At 31.3% G+C, this 18,057-nt stretch carries 18 protein-coding genes; 14 read left to right on the top strand and 4 right to left on the bottom strand.

Features of this window, described 5'->3' with window-relative positions; translation table 11 throughout:
- Nucleotides 1-154: 154 nt before the first annotated feature.
- Together EV195_RS07665 and EV195_RS07660 are read left to right on the top strand one after the other, a co-directional pair.
- Nucleotides 155-1,585 carry an SLC13 family permease gene (locus tag EV195_RS07665; RefSeq protein ID WP_132794346.1) on the top strand — a complete coding sequence of 477 codons (1,431 nt, stop codon included), beginning with the start codon at nt 155-157 and terminating at the stop codon, nt 1,583-1,585.
- A 73-nt stretch (nt 1,586-1,658) separates the two neighbouring features.
- Complete coding sequence (locus tag EV195_RS07660; RefSeq protein ID WP_243693089.1) at nt 1,659-2,753, top strand: class I SAM-dependent methyltransferase; 1,095 nt, start codon at nt 1,659-1,661, stop codon at nt 2,751-2,753.
- A gap of 148 nt (nt 2,754-2,901) precedes the next feature.
- On the opposite strand, the gene EV195_RS07655 is transcribed toward EV195_RS07660, so the two are convergent.
- Nucleotides 2,902-4,533 (bottom strand): ABC-F family ATP-binding cassette domain-containing protein, encoded by a 1,632-nt coding sequence (locus tag EV195_RS07655; protein WP_132794344.1) that lies wholly within the window; start codon nt 4,531-4,533, stop codon nt 2,902-2,904.
- A 67-nt stretch (nt 4,534-4,600) separates the two neighbouring features.
- On the bottom strand, nt 4,601-4,762 hold the full coding sequence (locus tag EV195_RS16665; RefSeq protein ID WP_165915703.1) for a hypothetical protein: 162 nt from the start codon (nt 4,760-4,762) through the stop codon (nt 4,601-4,603).
- 316 nt (nt 4,763-5,078) lie between these two features.
- On the opposite strand from EV195_RS16665, the gene hisG reads away from it, so the two are divergent.
- The 10 genes from hisG (at nt 5,079) to hisIE (ending at nt 13,490) form a co-directional block, all read left to right on the top strand.
- A complete protein-coding gene (gene hisG, locus EV195_RS07650; protein ID WP_132794343.1) occupies nt 5,079-5,936 on the top strand; it encodes an ATP phosphoribosyltransferase in 858 nt (285 codons plus the stop codon).
- Between the two features lie 101 nt (nt 5,937-6,037).
- Nucleotides 6,038-7,324, top strand: coding sequence for a histidinol dehydrogenase (hisD, locus tag EV195_RS07645; RefSeq protein WP_132794342.1), 1,287 nt, complete (start codon nt 6,038-6,040; stop codon nt 7,322-7,324).
- A 75-nt stretch (nt 7,325-7,399) separates the two neighbouring features.
- A complete protein-coding gene (hisC, locus tag EV195_RS07640; protein WP_132794341.1) occupies nt 7,400-8,428 on the top strand; it encodes a histidinol-phosphate transaminase in 1,029 nt (342 codons plus the stop codon).
- A gap of 113 nt (nt 8,429-8,541) precedes the next feature.
- On the top strand, nt 8,542-9,678 hold the full coding sequence (gene hisB / locus EV195_RS07635; protein WP_132794340.1) for a bifunctional histidinol-phosphatase/imidazoleglycerol-phosphate dehydratase HisB: 1,137 nt from the start codon (nt 8,542-8,544) through the stop codon (nt 9,676-9,678).
- Between the two features lie 107 nt (nt 9,679-9,785).
- Nucleotides 9,786-10,373, top strand: coding sequence for an imidazole glycerol phosphate synthase subunit HisH (gene hisH, locus EV195_RS07630; protein ID WP_132794339.1), 588 nt, complete (start codon nt 9,786-9,788; stop codon nt 10,371-10,373).
- A 27-nt stretch (nt 10,374-10,400) separates the two neighbouring features.
- Nucleotides 10,401-10,769 carry a four helix bundle protein gene (locus EV195_RS07625; RefSeq protein WP_132794338.1) on the top strand — a complete coding sequence of 123 codons (369 nt, stop codon included), beginning with the start codon at nt 10,401-10,403 and terminating at the stop codon, nt 10,767-10,769.
- Nucleotides 10,770-10,810: 41 nt separating this feature from the next.
- Nucleotides 10,811-11,533: a 1-(5-phosphoribosyl)-5-[(5-phosphoribosylamino)methylideneamino]imidazole-4-carboxamide isomerase gene (gene hisA / locus EV195_RS07620; RefSeq protein ID WP_132794337.1), complete on the top strand. Its 723-nt coding sequence runs from the start codon at nt 10,811-10,813 to the stop codon at nt 11,531-11,533.
- A gap of 93 nt (nt 11,534-11,626) precedes the next feature.
- The gene (gene hisF, locus EV195_RS07615; RefSeq protein WP_132794336.1) at nt 11,627-12,382 is read left to right on the top strand and encodes an imidazole glycerol phosphate synthase subunit HisF; all 756 of its coding nucleotides are present in this window, start codon (nt 11,627-11,629) and stop codon (nt 12,380-12,382) included.
- Between the two features lie 185 nt (nt 12,383-12,567).
- The gene (locus EV195_RS07610) at nt 12,568-12,906 is read left to right on the top strand and encodes a cyclic-phosphate processing receiver domain-containing protein (RefSeq protein ID WP_132794335.1); all 339 of its coding nucleotides are present in this window, start codon (nt 12,568-12,570) and stop codon (nt 12,904-12,906) included.
- The gene (gene hisIE, locus EV195_RS07605; RefSeq protein WP_132794334.1) at nt 12,903-13,490 is read left to right on the top strand and encodes a bifunctional phosphoribosyl-AMP cyclohydrolase/phosphoribosyl-ATP diphosphatase HisIE; all 588 of its coding nucleotides are present in this window, start codon (nt 12,903-12,905) and stop codon (nt 13,488-13,490) included. Before EV195_RS07610 ends, hisIE begins: the two co-directional genes overlap by 4 nt.
- A gap of 214 nt (nt 13,491-13,704) precedes the next feature.
- Here hisIE and EV195_RS07600 read toward each other — a convergent pair whose 3' ends face one another.
- A complete protein-coding gene (locus EV195_RS07600; protein WP_132794333.1) occupies nt 13,705-14,922 on the bottom strand; it encodes an NADH:flavin oxidoreductase/NADH oxidase family protein in 1,218 nt (405 codons plus the stop codon).
- Nucleotides 14,923-15,066: 144 nt separating this feature from the next.
- On the opposite strand from EV195_RS07600, the gene EV195_RS07595 reads away from it, so the two are divergent.
- Complete coding sequence (locus tag EV195_RS07595) at nt 15,067-16,296, top strand: class I SAM-dependent rRNA methyltransferase (RefSeq protein ID WP_132794332.1); 1,230 nt, start codon at nt 15,067-15,069, stop codon at nt 16,294-16,296.
- A 44-nt stretch (nt 16,297-16,340) separates the two neighbouring features.
- On the opposite strand, the gene EV195_RS07590 is transcribed toward EV195_RS07595, so the two are convergent.
- Nucleotides 16,341-17,030, bottom strand: coding sequence for a pseudouridine synthase (locus EV195_RS07590; protein WP_132794331.1), 690 nt, complete (start codon nt 17,028-17,030; stop codon nt 16,341-16,343).
- An 88-nt stretch (nt 17,031-17,118) separates the two neighbouring features.
- On the opposite strand from EV195_RS07590, the gene EV195_RS07585 reads away from it, so the two are divergent.
- A complete protein-coding gene (locus EV195_RS07585) occupies nt 17,119-18,039 on the top strand; it encodes an EamA family transporter (RefSeq protein ID WP_132794330.1) in 921 nt (306 codons plus the stop codon).
- The last annotated feature ends 18 nt before the right edge of the window (nt 18,040-18,057 follow it).

Raw genomic sequence — 18,057 nt, 5'->3', positions numbered from 1 at the left:
CTCGGATAATTCTAATTTTATATTAGAATGAAAAAGGGGACTTTTAGTCCCCAGTATAATAAAACCTCTGTACTTTCAGTACAGAGTGATTTAGTCAACCTAATGCTTAAGGTATTTTTTAATAGATTTGGACTCCATATAATAAGATTATAATATGTCTATTTCTAAAAGAATTGGTTTATTGCTGGCTCCACTGGTTTTTATTGTTTTACAACTATTACCATTCTCATTAATTTCTGATTCTGCCGATGCTGTTATTGCCGTAGCTTTATGGATGATTATTTGGTGGATTACAGAAGCTGTTCATATTGCTGTAACTTCTTTGCTACCCTTAATTTTATTTCCGCTTTTAAAAGTGATGCCAATAGGAGAAGTAGGCGCAAATTATGGGAGTCCTATTATATTTTTATTTTTTGGTGGTTTTATTTTAGCGTTGGCATTAGAAAAAGTCAATCTACATAAACGAATAGCATTAACAATAGTTAGAATAACAGGAACTACACCTAATAAAGTTATTTTAGGATTCATGATTGCAACTGCTTTTATGAGTATGTGGATAAGTAATACTGCTAGTACTGTGGTAATGTTACCAATTGCTTTATCAGTTGTAAAATTATTAACCAATGATGAAGATGGTTTTACCAAAAAAGATCGAAATTTTGCTTTGAACATCATGTTGGGAATTGCATTTGCAGCCAATGCAGGTGGAATAGCAACCGTTATTGGTACACCTCCAAATTCAGTTTTAATAGGTTTGTTAGAAAATCAATATAATATCCAAATATCATTTGTAAAATGGATGGTAATGGGGTTGCCTTTTTCCATTTTAATGGTTTTAAGTACTTATTTGGTATTAACCAAATTAATGTTTCCGTGTAATGATATCAATTTTGTGAGCACTCAAAATGTTATTGATACTGAGCTTAAGAAACTTGGAAAAATTTCAAGTGAAGAAAAAAGAGTTTTAAAGGTTTTTGGGGTAACGGTGTTTTTATGGATTACAAGAACAATTATCAATGAAGTTTTCCCAGGATTAAAGCTTTCTGATACTATAATTAGTTTAATCGGAGCAGTATCGTTATTTGTAATTCCTATGAGTTTTAAAAAAGGAATATTTATTTTGGAATGGAAAGATACTGAGAAACTCGCATGGGGAATTTTAATTTTATTCGGAGGTGGATTATCTCTTGCCAAAGGAATGGCTTCAAGTGGAGTTGTAGATGTAATAACCGAATCGATTAGTAATAGTGGTTTTAATGCTTTTGTTGTTATAAGCTTATTAATTGTTTTAATGTTATTTATGACTGAATTAATGAGTAATGTGGCATTGGTTGCGGTATTAGCACCTGTAATTGCTGGTATAGCTATTGGATTTGATGTTCCATTATTACATGTTTTAATTCCTGTTACAATGGCTTCTAGTTGTGCTTTTATGTTGCCAATGGCTACTCCGCCAAATGCAATTGTTTTTGCAAGTGGTTATATTAAGGTGAAACAAATGGTAAGAGCAGGTGTTTTGCTAAATTGTATAGCTGTGGTGTTGTTAATTTTGTATTACAAATTCATCATTCCATTAATTTTCTAGATATCTTTGTTCCATGAATGATTTGGAACAGTTTTTTAGTGACATAAGGAATAGTATTGCTAACGATATTTTTGTGAAAATAACTTTAAGTAAACCAATTAGTAAAAGTTTTGGTTTACCTAATGTATATGTTCGTTCTGTTGTTATTAAAGAAGAGCAACAATTACAATTTACATACAGATATACTACTAACGATCAAACTAAGAATTTTAGTTTAGAAGATGGGTTTGATGAGCTTTCAATTTTGTTAGAAGAAAAGTTTCGTGCTGTTACATTGTTTACACTTGAAAATGATGTAATGGTCATGATTTCTAAGAAGAAGAAGACTTCAATAAGAAAAGCTGCTCCGAGTTTTAAGAATAAATTACCAGAAGTTCACGATAAACCAAAAACAAAACGCATTTTACTGGAAAGTAAGTATTTACAGTTTTTAGGGATAACAGATGAAAATTATACTATAATTCCTAAGATGGCAGACAAATACCGTCAAATTAATAAGTACCTTGAAATTATTGAGAATTTATTAGTTTCTGTGAACACAGATAAGCAATTGCATATCGTAGATATGGGATCTGGTAAAGGATATTTAACGTTTGCTTTGTACGATTATTTAATCAATATCAGGAACTATAACGTATCTATCACTGGAATTGAGTTACGCCAAAATTTGGTAGCTTTTTGTAATGATATTGCTCAAAAATGTGATTTTAATAATTTGAATTTTGTAGCTCAACGAATAGAAGAATACGACAATAGTAAAATCGATATTTTAATTGCCTTACATGCTTGTGATACCGCAACGGATGATGCTATTTATAAAGGTCTAGTTGCGAATGCTGAGTTGATTGTTTGTGCTCCGTGTTGTCATAAACAAGTTCGTCAACAAGTAAAAGGAATAGAGCAGGAGAGTCCGTTGTTAAAGTATGGTATTTTCAAAGAAAGACAATTTGAAATGGTTACGGATACGATTAGAGCTTTATTGTTAGAAAAACATCAGTATAATACTAAAGTTTTTGAATTTATAAGTAGTGAGCACACTCACAAAAATGTGATGTTGGTAGGAAGTAAATCAACTAAGAAAAAAGACACAGAATCAATCGATAAAAAGATTGAAGACTTAAAAGAGTTGTATCATATTAAGCATCATTATTTGGAGACACTTTTGTAGTTGATTTAATAACTATTCCAACTGGTTTTTCTTTGAAGAATTGAACGCTGTATTTTGTCATTCCTGCGAAGGCAGGAATCTCATCATGAATTTTTTAAGTTAAAAATAATAAGATTTCTGCCTTCGCAGAAATGACATTCATTGATTTTTACAAATCAATCTCTTTTAAAGCTTTGATATTGTTTCTCTCTAAAAAGGCATCAATAGTCTCAAAGTGTTCAATTACTCGTTTATCTTTAAATTCAAATACTTTTTCAGATAAGCCTTGTAAAAAGTCACGATCGTGAGATACTAAAATCAAAGTTCCATCAAAGTTTAATAAAGCTTCTTTAATTACGTCTTTAGATTTTAAATCTAAGTGGTTTGTAGGCTCATCTAAAATTAAAAGATTCACAGGTTCCAATAGTAATTTAACCATTGCCAAACGCGTTCTTTCACCTCCAGAAAGTACTTTCACTTTCTTTTCTAAATCGTCTCCACTAAACATAAAACGACCTAAAATATTCTTTATCTGCGTTCTAATATCACCTTCTGCAACTTCATCAACAGTTTGAAAAATAGTTAATTCTGGATCCAATAAAGAAGCTTGATTTTGAGCAAAATATCCAACTTTAGCATTATGACCTAAACCACATTCTCCTTCAAAATCAATTTCACCCATAATGGCTTTAATCATGGTTGATTTTCCTTCTCCGTTTCTTCCTACAAAAGAAACTTTTTCTCCACGAGCAATAGAAAAACTTGCGTTTTCAAAAACCACATGATCTTCATATTTTTTGGTTAAATCGTTAACTTTTACGGGATAATCACCTGATCTTGGAGAAGGAGGAAAGCGAAGTTTTAAAGCAGATGTATCTACTTCATCAATTTCAACTGGAACTAATTTTTCTAGCATACGTTCTCTCGAAGCGACTTGATTTGTTTTAGAATAGGTTCCTTTAAATCGTTCGATAAAAGCTTTAGTATCCGCTATAAATTTTTGTTGTTCTTGATATGCTTTTAATTGATGTGCACGTCTTTCTTTTCGTAGTTCTAAATAATGAGAATAATTCGCTTTGTAATCATGAATAGTTCCCATAGTTACTTCGATAGTTCTATTGGTGATATTATCAATAAATGCTTTATCATGGGAAATTACAACAACAGCTTTAGCTTTGTTTAATAGGAAGTTTTCTAGCCAAATTACAGATTCAATATCTACGTGGTTAGTAGGCTCATCCAATAAAATTAAATCAGGTTTTTGTAGTAAAATTTTAGCTAATTCGATTCGCATACGCCAACCTCCACTAAATTCAGAAGTTGCTCTGTTAAAATCCTCTTGTATAAAACCTAACCCTTTTAATGCTTTTTCAACTTCAGCTTCATAATTTATTTCTTCTAAAGCATAATATTTTTCACCCAAATCAGAAACACGCTCTATGATTTTCATATACGCTTCCGATTCATAATCAGTTCTAGTTTCTAATTGCTTATTTAATTCATCCATTTCAGCCTTCATTTCAAACACAGCTTGAAACGCCTTGGATGCTTCTTCTTTTACAGTGCAATCGTCTTCTATTAATAAATGTTGTGGTAAATAAGCAATTACGGTGTCTTTTGGAGAGCGTACAGCACCTTTAGTAGGAGCAGTTAAACCAGCTATTATTTTCATCATAGTTGATTTTCCTGCTCCATTTTTTCCCATTAAAGCGATTTTATCATTTTCGTTTATAACGAATGATACATCGCTAAATAATGCGTTTCCATTAAATTCAACTGTTAACTGATCTACTGATATCATGACGATTTAATTATAAAACCGCGAAAATAATGATTTTGAGTATTCAGTTTAACTTAAAATGAAAAGTTTAGTAGAAAAAACAATAGTTGTTAATACATCTGTCTGTTCTATCTCCAGTGATAAGAAAGCAGTCTCTATGGCTAAAGCATCTTGGACGTGCTCCTCCGCTAATAGATTGTTGTTCTTTTTTGTTTAATGAAGTTCCTAGTGCTAAAATGTTTTTTTTCATTTTTAAATGGTTTGAGGTTAAGCAAACAAGTTAAGTAAAATAAACTAATTTTAAAATTGATAATATTTTTGAATAAAATTTGGAAATTAAAACTAATATCACTTAAATTTGCAATCGTAAAATTATTACAATGACATTTATTCAATTACATCATCATCATTTTCATATTTGCACTCAGGCGAATTGATAATGATATGTACGTAATAAAAAACATAAAATTTAAAATCCGTTTGAGTAAATCAAACGGATTTTTTAATTCTATATAACTCAGAATTAATTCCAAAGGTTTACTCAAACAACAACACAAATACTAAAAATGAGTAAACTAAGATTAGCAGTTCAAAAATCAGGAAGATTAAACGAAGATTCCTTACAACTTTTAAAAGCAATTGGAATTTCAATTGATAATGGAAAAGACCAGTTAAAAGCTTCTGCACGTAATTTTCCTCTTGAAGTTTTCTTTTTAAGAAATGGAGATATTCCACAATATTTAAGAGATGGAGTGGTTGATATTGCCATAATTGGTGAGAATTTAATCATCGAAAAAGGCAATAACATTGAAGTAGTAGAAAAATTAGGATTTTCTAAATGTAGAGTTTCTATAGCTGTTCCTAAAACCTCTAATGCTAAATGTTTAGCAGATTTAGCAGGAAAAAAAATTGCAACTTCTTATCCTAAAACAGTAGAAAAATTTTTAGAAAAAGCAGGTGTTGATGCCAATTTGCACATTATTAATGGTTCTGTAGAAATCGCTCCAAATATTGGTTTAGCAGATGCTATTTGTGATATTGTTTCAAGTGGAAGTACTTTGTTTAAAAACAATTTAAAAGAGATTGAAGTTTTATTAAAATCGGAAGCTGTTTTAGTAAAATCACCTCAAATCTCTGAAGCCAACCAAGCAATTTTAGATAAAATTCAATTCCGATTGCAATCAGTTTTAGCAGGTAGAATGAACAAGTATGTGCTACTTAATGCCCCAAACAATAAAGTAGATGATATCATTAGAATTTTACCAGGAATTAAAAGTCCAACTATTTTACCTTTAGCACAAGAAGGTTGGAGTTCAGTTCACTCGGTTATTAATAAAAATGATTTTTGGGATGTAATTGATGAACTTCGTGCAGCTGGTGCAGAAGGAATTTTGGTTTGTCCAATTGAAAACATGATTCAGTAAAAATTATAACGTCATTCCGAAAGAAGAATGAGTGAAGGAATCTAATTTTTGAGATCGAGATTGCTTCTTTTCAATCGCAATGACAAAAAAGGAATATTAGAATGAAAGTTTATACAAACCCGGATAAAAGTACCTGGAATGAGCTTTGTAGAAGAGCACAGTTTGATAAGTCAGAACTAAACGAAATAGTTACAGCTATTTTAGAAAATGTAAAGGGGAATAAAGACGAGGCTTTATATGCATTTGCTGAAAAGTTTGATAACGCTAAATTAGTAAGCCTTGAAGTTTCTAATGAAGAAATTGAAGAGGCAAAAACTCAAGTTTCAGAAGAGTTGAAGAAGGCTATTGAACAAGCTAGAAATAATATTGATGTTTTTCACACTTCTCAGAAAGAAGAGCCAAAAATAATTGAAACAACAAAAGGTGTTCAATGCTGGAGAAAATCTGTGGGAATTGAAAAAGTTGGTTTATACATTCCTGGAGGAACAGCGCCATTATTTTCAACAATTTTGATGTTAGCGGTTCCTGCAAAAGTTGCTAGTTGTAATGAGATTGTATTATGTACACCGCCTAATAAGGAAGGAAAAGTAAATCCTGTAATTTTATATACAGCAAATCTTGTTGGAGTTACTAAAATATTTAAAGTTGGAGGAGCGCAAGCAATTGGAGCTATGACTTTTGGAACAGAAACGATTCCTCAAGTGTATAAAATTTTCGGACCAGGAAATCAGTTTGTTACTAAGGCTAAGGAATTAGTTCAAGAATATGGAGTTGCTATTGATATGCCAGCTGGACCAAGTGAAGTTTTGGTGATTGCTGATGAAACTTCAAACCCAAGTTTTGTAGCTGCTGATTTATTATCGCAAGCAGAGCACGGAACAGATAGTCAGGTGATTTTAGTATCAAACAACAAGGGAATTATTGGGGAAATTGAAAATGAATTAGAAAAACAAGTAAATGAATTGCCAAGAAAAGATATCGCTCAAAAAGCATTAGAAAACAGTAGAACTGTCTATTTTGATTCGATTGAAGAAGGAATTGATTTTAGTAATGAGTATGCTCCGGAACACTTAATTATAGCTTCTGAAAAAGCTGACGATTTCATAGAAAAGATAACAAATGCCGGTTCTGTTTTCTTAGGAAACTATAGTTGTGAAAGTGCTGGAGATTATGCTTCAGGAACCAATCATACGTTACCAACCTATGGTTATGCTAAAAATTATAGTGGTGTATCTTTAGATAGTTTTGTAAAGAAAATTACATTCCAAAAATTATCAAAAGAAGGAATTCAAAATATCGGAAATACTATTGAGTTAATGGCGGAAGCTGAAGGTTTACAAGCTCACAAAAATGCAGTTACATTACGTTTAAAATCATTACAATTGTGATTTCGACTACGCTCAATCACCAAAAAGGTAGCTGAGCGGAGTCGAAGCTACAGTTCTAAAAAAATAAGTTTAGAAATGTTTAGTTTAGAAAAAATAGTTAGAAAAAATATATGGAATTTAACTCCGTATTCTTCTGCAAGAGATGAGTTTAAAGGAACTGCAGATGTGTTTTTAGATGCAAATGAAAATCCTTATGGAAACTTAAATCGTTATCCAGATCCGCAGCAAATCAAAATCAAAGAGAAATTAGCGAAGATTAAAAATGTAAGTACGGATCAAATTTTTATTGGAAATGGAAGTGATGAAGTTATCGATTTAGCATTTCGTATTTTTTGTGAACCTGGAGTTGATAAAGCTTTAACGTTTTCTCCAACCTACGGAATGTATGATGTTTCTGCTGATATCAATAATATTGAGTTGATTAAACAACCGTTAATCAACGATTTTCAGATTAATTTAAATCAATTACAACCATATTTAGATGATCCTTTAGTAAAGATAATCTTTGTATGTTCTCCTAATAATCCTACAGGAAATACTTTAAATACAGATGATGTTGAGTATATTATCGAGAATTTTGAAGGTGTTGTTATTATTGATGAAGCGTATATCGATTTTAGTTCTAAAAAATCCTTTATTGAAAAGATTAATGAGTATCCTAATTTAATTGTTAGTCAAACCTTCAGTAAAGCTTGGGGATTAGCAGGTGTTAGAGTAGGAGTAGCATATACAAACAATGCAATTTTAGATTTGTATAATAGAGTTAAACCTCCTTATAATGTGAGTGTTTTAAATCAAGATGCAGTTCTAGAATCATTACATAATTTCTCAGATGTACAAAAAAACATTGACATTATTTTAGAAGAAAGAAGCAGGTTAAAGCAACGCTTGGCAAGTATTAAAAAAGTAAATAAAATTTACCCTTCAGATGCCAATTTCTTATTGGTAAATGTAGATGATGCAGATAAAACGTATAATTACCTCATAGAAAGAAAGGTAATTATTAGAAACCGAAATAAGGTGATTAATAATTGTATCAGAATTACAGTTGGGACTCCTGAAGAAAATGAGAGATTAATTGAAGCACTAAAAAATATAAGTTAAATGTCAGGTCGAGCGAAGTCGAGACCTAATTTACTTCTCGACTACGCTCGAAGTGACAGTAATAATTAAAACAAAATCCTGAATCAAGTTCAGGAATGATTAACAAGTAAATCATGAAAAAAGTATTATTTATAGATAGAGATGGAACTTTAGTTTTAGAACCACCTGTAGATTATCAGTTAGATAGTTTAGAAAAGTTAGAATTTTATCCAAAAGTATTCCAATACATGGCTAAAATTGCCGAAGAATTAGATTTTGAGTTGGTTATGGTTACCAATCAAGATGGTTTAGGAACCGATTCTTTTCCAGAAGATACATTTTGGCCTGCTCAAAATAAAGTTATTGATGCTTTTGCTAAAGAAGGTGTTGTTTTTTCTGAAGTGTTTATTGATAGAACTTTTGCTGCTGAAAACGCACCAACTCGTAAGCCAAGAACAGGTTTGTTAACGCAATATTTTTCGGAGGAGTATGATTTAGAAAACTCTTTTGTACTAGGAGATCGCATTACAGATATGGAATTAGCAAAGAATTTAGGAGCAAAGGGGATTTATTTGTCTGAGAATCCAGAATTAGGCGCAGATGAAATAGAAGCTTCCAAACAAGAAATCATTGATTGTATTGCATTAACAAGTACAGATTGGAAAGAGATTTATGAGTTTTTAAAGTTAGAAGATCGTGTTGCTGAGATTACCAGAAATACTAATGAAACTAAGATTTATATTAAGTTGAATTTAGATGGTTCAGGTAAAAACGATATTAGTACTGGATTAAAATTCTTTGACCACATGTTAGACCAAATTGGTCGCCACGGAGCAATGGATTTAACCATAAAAGTTGATGGTGATTTAGAAGTTGATGAACACCACACTATTGAAGATACAATGATTGCTTTAGGAGAAGTTTTTTATAAAGCAGTAGGTAATAAGTTAGGTATTGAGCGATATGGATTCTGTTTACCAATGGATGATTGTTTAGCACAAGTTGCGGTTGATTTTGGTGGTAGAAATTGGTTAGAATGGGATGCAGAGTTTAAGAGAGAGAAAATTGGAGATATGCCAACAGAAATGTTCTTCCACTTATTCAAATCATTTACAGACGGGGCTAAATGTAACTTAAATGTAAAAGCAGAAGGAGTTAATGAGCACCACAAAATCGAAGGAATATTTAAAGCATTTGCTAAAGCTATAAAAATGGCTGTAAAACGTGATGCCAATAAAATGTTTTTACCATCAACTAAAGGTGTCCTTTAAATTATAGTCGTCATTCCGAGGAGCGAAAGAGACGAAGGAATCTTTTAAAAAGTAAGATTACTTCATTCCATAAGTTTCATTCGTAATGACGTTAAATTAAAACAAAAATGAAATTAGTCATTATAGATTACGGAGCGGGAAACATAAAAAGCATACAATTTGCCTTTAAAAGGCTAGGTGTAGATGCAGTGTTGACCAATAACGTAGAAGAAATACAAAATGCTGATAAAGTTATTTTTCCAGGTGTGGGAGAAGCAAGTTCAGCAATGAATAAATTAAGAGAAAGTGTCTTGGATAAAGTTATTCCAACATTAAAACAACCTGTGTTAGGTATTTGTTTGGGTATGCAATTAATGTGTACTTCATCAGAAGAAGGAAATACAGAGGGATTAGGAATTTTTGATGTAGAAATTAAACGTTTTTCTAAGGAGTTAAAAGTTCCTCAAATGGGATGGAACACAATTTCAAATTTAAAGTCAGATTTATTCAAAGGAATTAAAGAAAACGAATACATGTATTTGGTACATAGTTATTTTGCTGAGAATTGTAAATATGCAATCGCAACAACGGATTATGGAATAAACTATGCAACAGCTTTACATAAAGATAATTTTTATGGAACTCAGTTTCACCCAGAAAAAAGTGGTGTTGAAGGGGAGAAAATTCTTAGGAATTTTCTTGATATTAGAAGTTAAAAGTTATAATTTAAAAATACAATTGCTATGAAAAATCAAATTATTAATAGAACAAAGGTTTTTGCCTTGAATTGTTGGAAGTTTTGTTTTAAAATACCCAAGTCACGAGAATACAATGCTTATGTAAATCAATTGATAAGAAGCTCTAGTTCAGTTGGTGCAAATTACAGAGCTTCTCAACGAGCAAAATCAACAGCAGATTTTATTAATATATTAAAAATAGTAGAAGAAGAGATAGATGAGAGTATATATTGGTTAGAGATTTTTGAAGAAATACTTCCAGAATATAAAGAAGAAGTGGAAATATTAAAAAAGGAAGCTTCAGAATTATTAGCAATTATGGTTTCGTCAATAAATACAACTAAAAGAAATCAGCTAAAACAAAAAGTTAAATAATAGTTTTTCTAAAATTTAACTTCTAAAATTTAATATTGAATATGAGAATAATACCTGCAATTGACATTATTGAAGGAAAATGTGTTCGTTTAACAAAAGGGGATTACAACACAAAGAAAATTTACAACGAAAATCCGTTAGAAGTTGCTAAACAATTTGAAGATGCTGGTATTGAGTATTTACATGTAGTTGATTTAGATGGGGCAAAGTCTAAACACATTGTAAATCATAAAGTATTAGAGCAAATTGCTTCGAAAACCAATTTAAAAATAGATTTTGGAGGTGGTTTAAAATCTGATGAAGATGCTAAAATTGCATTTGAAAGTGGAGCAAACCAAATAACTGGAGGAAGTATTGCTGTAAAGAATCCAGATGTTTTTATCAATTGGTTGAAAAATTATGGTTCTGAGAGAATCATTTTGGGAGCAGATTGTAAAAACAGAAAAGTAGCTACTCATGGTTGGATGGAAACTTCTGTGGTTGATGTTGTTGAGTTTATTGTCGATTACGAAGAAATTGGAGCTGAGTATGTAATTTGTACAGATGTTGCTAAAGACGGAATGTTAGAAGGAACCTCAAATGAGTTGTATAAGGAAATTTTAGAAACAACTAAAGTTAAACTTATAGCGAGTGGTGGAGTTTCTAATTTACATGATTTATTTAAAGTACAAGAACTAGGTTGTGAAGGTGTTATTGTAGGGAAAGCTATTTACGAGAATAAAATCAGCTTAAAAGAACTTGAGCAATTTATTATTAATAAATAAAATATAATATGATGTCACCTCGAGCGCAGTCGAGAGGACATTTATCAAAGTTAAAAACAAGGTCTCGACTGCGCTCGACCTGACAAATAAGATATGTTAACAAAAAGAATCGTTCCTTGTTTGGATATTAAAAATGGAAGAACCGTAAAAGGAGTCAATTTTGTAAACTTAATAGATGCTGGTGATCCAGTGGTTTTAGCAAAGCAATATGCAGAATTGGGTGCAGATGAGCTAGTATTTTTAGATATAGCAGCTACATTAGAAAATAGAGGAACTACTTTAGATATGGTAGAAAAGGTTGCAGCACAAGTAAACATTCCGTTTACGGTTGGCGGCGGAATTTCTTCTGTAGAACACGTAGATGCTTTATTAAAATGTGGAGCAGATAAAGTTTCGATCAATTCATCAGCGGTTAAAAGACCAGAGTTAATAAATGAATTGTCACAAAAATTTGGAAGTCAATGTGTAGTTGTTGCCATTGATGCAAAACAAGTTGACGGAGAATGGAAAGTTCATTTGGCTGGAGGAACAATTCCAACTGAATTGAATTTATTTGATTGGGCTAAAGAAGTTGAACAAAGAGGAGCAGGGGAAATCCTATTCACATCAATGGATAATGATGGTACAAAAGCTGGATTTGCAAATAAAGCTTTGGCAAGACTATCGGATGAATTGAATATTCCAATTATTGCTTCTGGAGGAGCTGGATCTGTCCAACATTTCATTGATACATTCACAGAAGGAAAATCTGATGCTGCTCTAGCTGCAAGTGTTTTTCACTTCGGTGAAATTCCAATTCCAGAATTAAAACAAGCGTTAAAAGCGCAAAATATTCCAGTTAGGATTTAAAATAAATAAACGTCATTACGAAAATGGTGACTGAGCATTATTGAAAACAAAATAAATTTTGTTTGAAGATAGCTTACAGAGTAAGTCGAAGTTAGAATTTGAAGTAATCTAACTGTCGATTAACTGGTTGCTTCTCCCGATCCCGAAGCATCGGGACGGGATCGCAATGACAAATAAAAACAAAAATGAAAAAGAAATTGTTTTTAGATGATTTAAGAACCATAGATATGGTTTACGATGAATCTCAAGAAAAAGAATTTGATATTGTAAGAACGTATGAGGAATTTGTTTTATATGTTCAAAAAAACGGATTGCCTGATTTTATCAGTTTTGATAATGATTTGGGATTAGATAAAAACGGAGAAGTTGCTCTTGATGGTTATGCTGCTGCAAAATGGTTAGTATACGAATCAGGTTTAGATTTAAGAAGTTTACAATTCAAAGTACACTCTGCAAATCCAGTAGCTGCCGAACAAATAAAAGGATTATTAACGAATTATATTGATTTTTTAAATAAGTCATGAAAGTAGATTTCAACAAAAGTAACGACGGTTTAGTACCAGTTATTATTCAGAATAGTAAAACATTACAGGTTTTAATGTTAGGTTATATGAACGAAGAAGCGTTTGAAAAAACGCAAAAAGAACAAAAAGTAACCTTCTTTAGCAGAAGTAAAAATAGATTGTGGACAAAAGGTGAGGAGAGCCGTAATTTCTTGTTCGTAAAAGATATTCAAATTGATTGTGATAATGACACTATTCTAATAAAAGCTGAACCTAAAGGTCCAACCTGCCATAAAGGAACAACTTCTTGCTTTGCAGAAGAAACACCAAAAGGTTTTGTGTACGAATTAGAAAATATCATTCACGATAGAATCGATAATAATGTAGAGACTTCATATACCAATAAGTTGTTCAAGAGAGGAATAAATAAAGTTGCACAAAAAGTTGGAGAAGAAGCCGTAGAAGTCGTAATTGAAGCTAAAGACAATAACGACGACTTATTCACCAATGAAGCAGCTGATTTATTATATCACTACTTAATTTTGTTAAAAGCAAAAGGATTTACCTTTCAAGATATTGAAGCTGTTTTAAAAAGTAGACACTAATACTTTTTATTTATTTAATATTATATCAAAGAAAAAAGTAATGTAACCTCTAAAAATAAATGTTACAACAGCAAAAATAAATAATACAATATATCGGTGAATTCCTTTGTCTGTTTTTACTTGGATTATTTTTCTATAGATATTATCAATTATTGCAAAAACTATAGCAATGCAAGTAAAAGTTAAAAAAGTTAATAGTAACGTAATCATTGTTTTATTTCTTCGTCAACTTAAACTTCAATATTAAAAAGAGGTAGTTAAAAAATACAGACCAAGCGCTTAGTTTTAATTTAGGTAATTTACCTAAGCCTAGGCGCTTTATTTGTGCTTCATACCAAATAATATTCATCATTCCATCGATGCTTTTTACTCCAGATTTATTAATATCTGTTGGAAATGTATCACGACTTTCAGTGAGTATTTCATTAGCAATATTTGGAAATAAGCAAAACGGACGCGCAAGTCCAACAATATCTAATTTTTCAGAAGCAATAGCATTTTGCATTACTGAAACAGTTCTAAAACCTCCGGTTAGCATTAAAGGAGTTTTGGTTACTTTTCTAGCTTTTTCAATATAATCAATAAAATAAGCTTCTCGTTCTTTTGTGCTTTGTTTACGATTACCCATCATCATAGCAGGTGCTTCATAAGTTCCACCAGAAATTTCGATTAAATCAATTCCAGCTTCTGAAAGTAACTCAATAACTTTCATTGAATCTTCTTCGCTAAAACCTCCTTTTTGAAAATCTGCTGAGTTCAATTTAATTCCAATTGGAAAATCTGGTCCTACTTGTGCACGAATCTCCTTATAAATTTCTAAAACAAAACGAGCTCTTTTTTCAAAAGTACCTCCCCATTCATCTTTTCTTACATTCGTGTAAGGGGATAAAAACTGACTTACTAAATATCCATGTGCTCCATGAATTTGAACACCGTTAAAACCAGCTTCTTTTAAAATCTTTGCAGTATTACCAAATTGTTTGATAATGTCTTGAATTTCAAGGTCAGTTAATGCTTTTGGTATTTTTGTTGTAGCTTTTTTTCTACTTTTTGATTTTAAAGGTATAGCAGAAGGAGCTTTTAAAACGCTATTAATTTGATCCATTGCTTGTCGACCTGGATGATTAATTTGTACCCAAAGATGTGTATCAGTTCCTTTTACAGTAGCAGCCCATTCTTGTAATTTTTTAAAATGACGATGATCTTCAACTACCACATTCATTGGCTCCCCTAAAGCTTTGTTATCAATCATTACATTGCCAGTAATCAATAATCCAGCGCCACTTTTGGCCCATTCTTTATAAGAGTTTATCAAAACAGCTGTAGGTTCATGAGTTACATTTGATAAGTTTTCACTCATGGCAGATTTAGCAATTCTGTTGGCTAATACAGTTCCGTTTGGTAATGTAAGCGAGTCTTGTAGTTTAGTCATTCTAAAATTTGAAAGGGTTATGTTTTTGATAAGAGTTTAAAAGTACTCATAAGATTCAACTTTATAGAGTTTAAAATGAAAAAGTTTTGAGCATAGTTTTTATTGAATACGTACTTTTGTTGTTCATTTTAGTATAAATCATGTATGGAGTTTAGTGAACGAATTGTTTCAAGTTACACACCCAAAAACCTAGCAGTTAAACTTTCTAATAAAGGAGAACAGCATGTGATGAAAAATCATCCATGGGTTTTTTCTAATAGTATTGAAAAAGTTAGTAAAGATCCTAAAACGGGTGATTTAGCTATTGTTTTTGCTAAAAAGAACAATAAGGTTATTGGTATTGGTTTATATGATGTAGATTCACCGATTCGTATTAAAATGATTCATACTTCTACAGAAAAAGTAGTTGTAAATGAAGCGTTTTTTCATAAGAAAATAGAAAAAGCTTATCAAAAGAGGGCAGAATTATTAAGAACTAATACCAATAGTTATCGATTACTATTCGGCGAAAACGATGGTTTTCCATCTTTAATAGCTGATGTTTACGATAGCGTTTTGGTAGTAAAGTTGTATTCTGAAATTTGGCTACCTTTTTTGGAAGCTATTTTAAAGAGTTTACAAGAAGTTTCAAAAGCTGAAACCATAGTAATTCGTTTGAGTAGGAATGTCCAAAAATCTTCAAATCATAACTTGAAAGATGGAGATGTCGTTTTTGGAGTTTTAGAAAATGAAGTTGTTGAATTTGTTGAACATAACGTAAAATTCTCTGCAAATGTAATTAAAGGACATAAAACAGGATATTTTTTAGATCACAGAGCAAATAGAAAACGAGTAGGAGAGTTTAGTAAAAACAAAACTGTTTTAGATGTATTTTCTTATGCAGGTGGCTTTTCAGTACATGCCTTGTATAACGGAGCTAAAGAAGTTACAAGTTTAGATATTAGTAAGCAAGCTCTTGAAATTGCTATAGAAAACGGAAAGTTAAATGAGTATGTTGGTGTTCATAAAACAATAGCTGGAGATGCTTTTGAAGAGCTTAGAAAGTTAATTAGTAAAAAAGTTACGTTTGATGTGGTTGTTATAGATCCACCAAGTTTTGCGAAACAGGCTTCTGAAATTGAACTAGCTAAAAAGAAATATGCTCAATTGGCTAAACTTGGAGCGCAACTAACTAATAAAAAAGGATTATTGGTATTAGCTTCATGCTCGTCTAGAGTTGTTGCTGACGATTTTTTTGGTATAAATGAAGATGTTTTAGAAAGCGGAAAGCGTCGTTTTAAAACGGAATTACAAACATATCACGATATAGACCACCCAATTGGTTTTCCTGAAGGAGCTTATTTAAAATGTGGGTATTACAGATTTCTGGAATAAAATTAGTCATGCTGAACTTGTTTCAGCATCTCTTCAGATGTTTTTTACCATTCAAACTCCTTAAATAAAGCTTTCCAATTTTCAGGGAAATCTGATATTAGATTTAATTTCTCTTTTGTAAACGGATGAACAAACTCTAAAGATTTTGCGTGAAGAAATAAATTTGTCCAACCAAAGTTGGTTTCATACATCGCATTATGGTTCTTGTCTCCATATTTACCATCGCCTATTAAAGGATTACTAATTTTATTCATATGAATACGAAGTTGATGTAATCTACCTGTTTTTGGTGTTAGTTTTACCAAACTGTATCTAGAAGTATCGTATGGTTTTACAGGAATATTCTGTATAGTAGTTTTTACGCATTCAAGAAGTGTTTCAGCGTCTTTGTATACGTTGCTATCTTTTCCTTTAACAGGAGAATCAATTATTTTACTTTCAGGAGCGTGACCTCTTACTACGCCATAATACGTTTTCTGAATTTTATTATCGGTAAATAATTTTTGAAATTCTGATACGTATTGAGTTCCCTTTGTTAATAAAATAATCCCAGAAGTTCTTCTGTCTAATCGATGAACTGGATAAAATTTACTACCTAAATCTTCTTCTAATAACTGTAGTAACGATTTTTCATGAACTACATTTCTAGAATGATATGCATGATGTACAACGACATCGTTAGGCTTAGTTACACAAATACAATACGCATCTTCGTAAATTACATCCATATTCATTATTGTTATTTTAAGACCTCAAAAGTAGCTATATGTTATAAATAAGAAAAAACTTTAGTCAACTAAGTTTTTAAAGTAACTTCGTACAATGAACAAATCAAAACTACTTATCATTGTCTCATTTTTTTCAATTTATGTAATATGGGGCTCTACCTACTTACTTAATAAAATTGCAGTTGCTGAAATACCACCATTGTTATTAGCTTCAATTCGTTTTGGAGCAGCAGGAATAATTATTTTGCTAATAGCAAAATTGTTAAAAAAGTCGTTAAAGATAAGTAAACGTCAATTGTTAAATTTAACGATTGCTGGGTTTTTATTTCTAGTTTATGGAAACGGAGTTTTTGTATGGGCCTTAAAATATGTTGATAGTGGTTTTGCGGCATTATTAGCTTCTACACAGCCATTATTTGTACTTTTCTTATTGCGTTTAATTGATGGGAAGAAAATGCAACGAAAGTCCATCATTGGAGTTTGTTTAGGTGTTTTTGGTATGTATTTATTAGTTAGCCAAAAACAAATAGCTACTTCGGAGGGAATGATTATCGGAATTTTTATGATTTTATCCTGTGTGTTAAGTTGGAGTTATGGGAGTGTTTTTGTTTCTAAAGCAGAATTACCGAAAAACTTTTTTGTAAGTACCGGATATCAAATGACAATTGCTAGTGTTTTATTATTGTTTTGGAGTCAGGTTTTTAAAGAGGATATTACAACAGTTAAAACAATGAGTTATCAAACTCAGATGTCTATAGCAATGTTAATTGTTTTTGGAAGTATCGTTGCTTTTACGGCTTTTAATTATCTTCTAAAGGTAATCTCTCCTGAAAAAGTATCTACATCAGCTTATGTAAATCCAGTAATTGCACTATTTTTAGGATGGTATTTTTTAGATGAAAAATTAACGGCCCAATCCATAGTGGCTTCTGCTATTTTATTAACAGGTGTTTACTTTATTACCTCAAGAAAGAGAATATCTAAAAACAAAATTGCTCCATCACAAAAAACATAAATTCCAATTTTGTACGTT

Source organism: Tenacibaculum skagerrakense (assembly GCF_004345825.1).
Classification (GTDB): domain Bacteria; phylum Bacteroidota; class Bacteroidia; order Flavobacteriales; family Flavobacteriaceae; genus Polaribacter; species Polaribacter skagerrakensis.
This window is presented reverse-complemented; position numbering and strand designations above follow the sequence as displayed.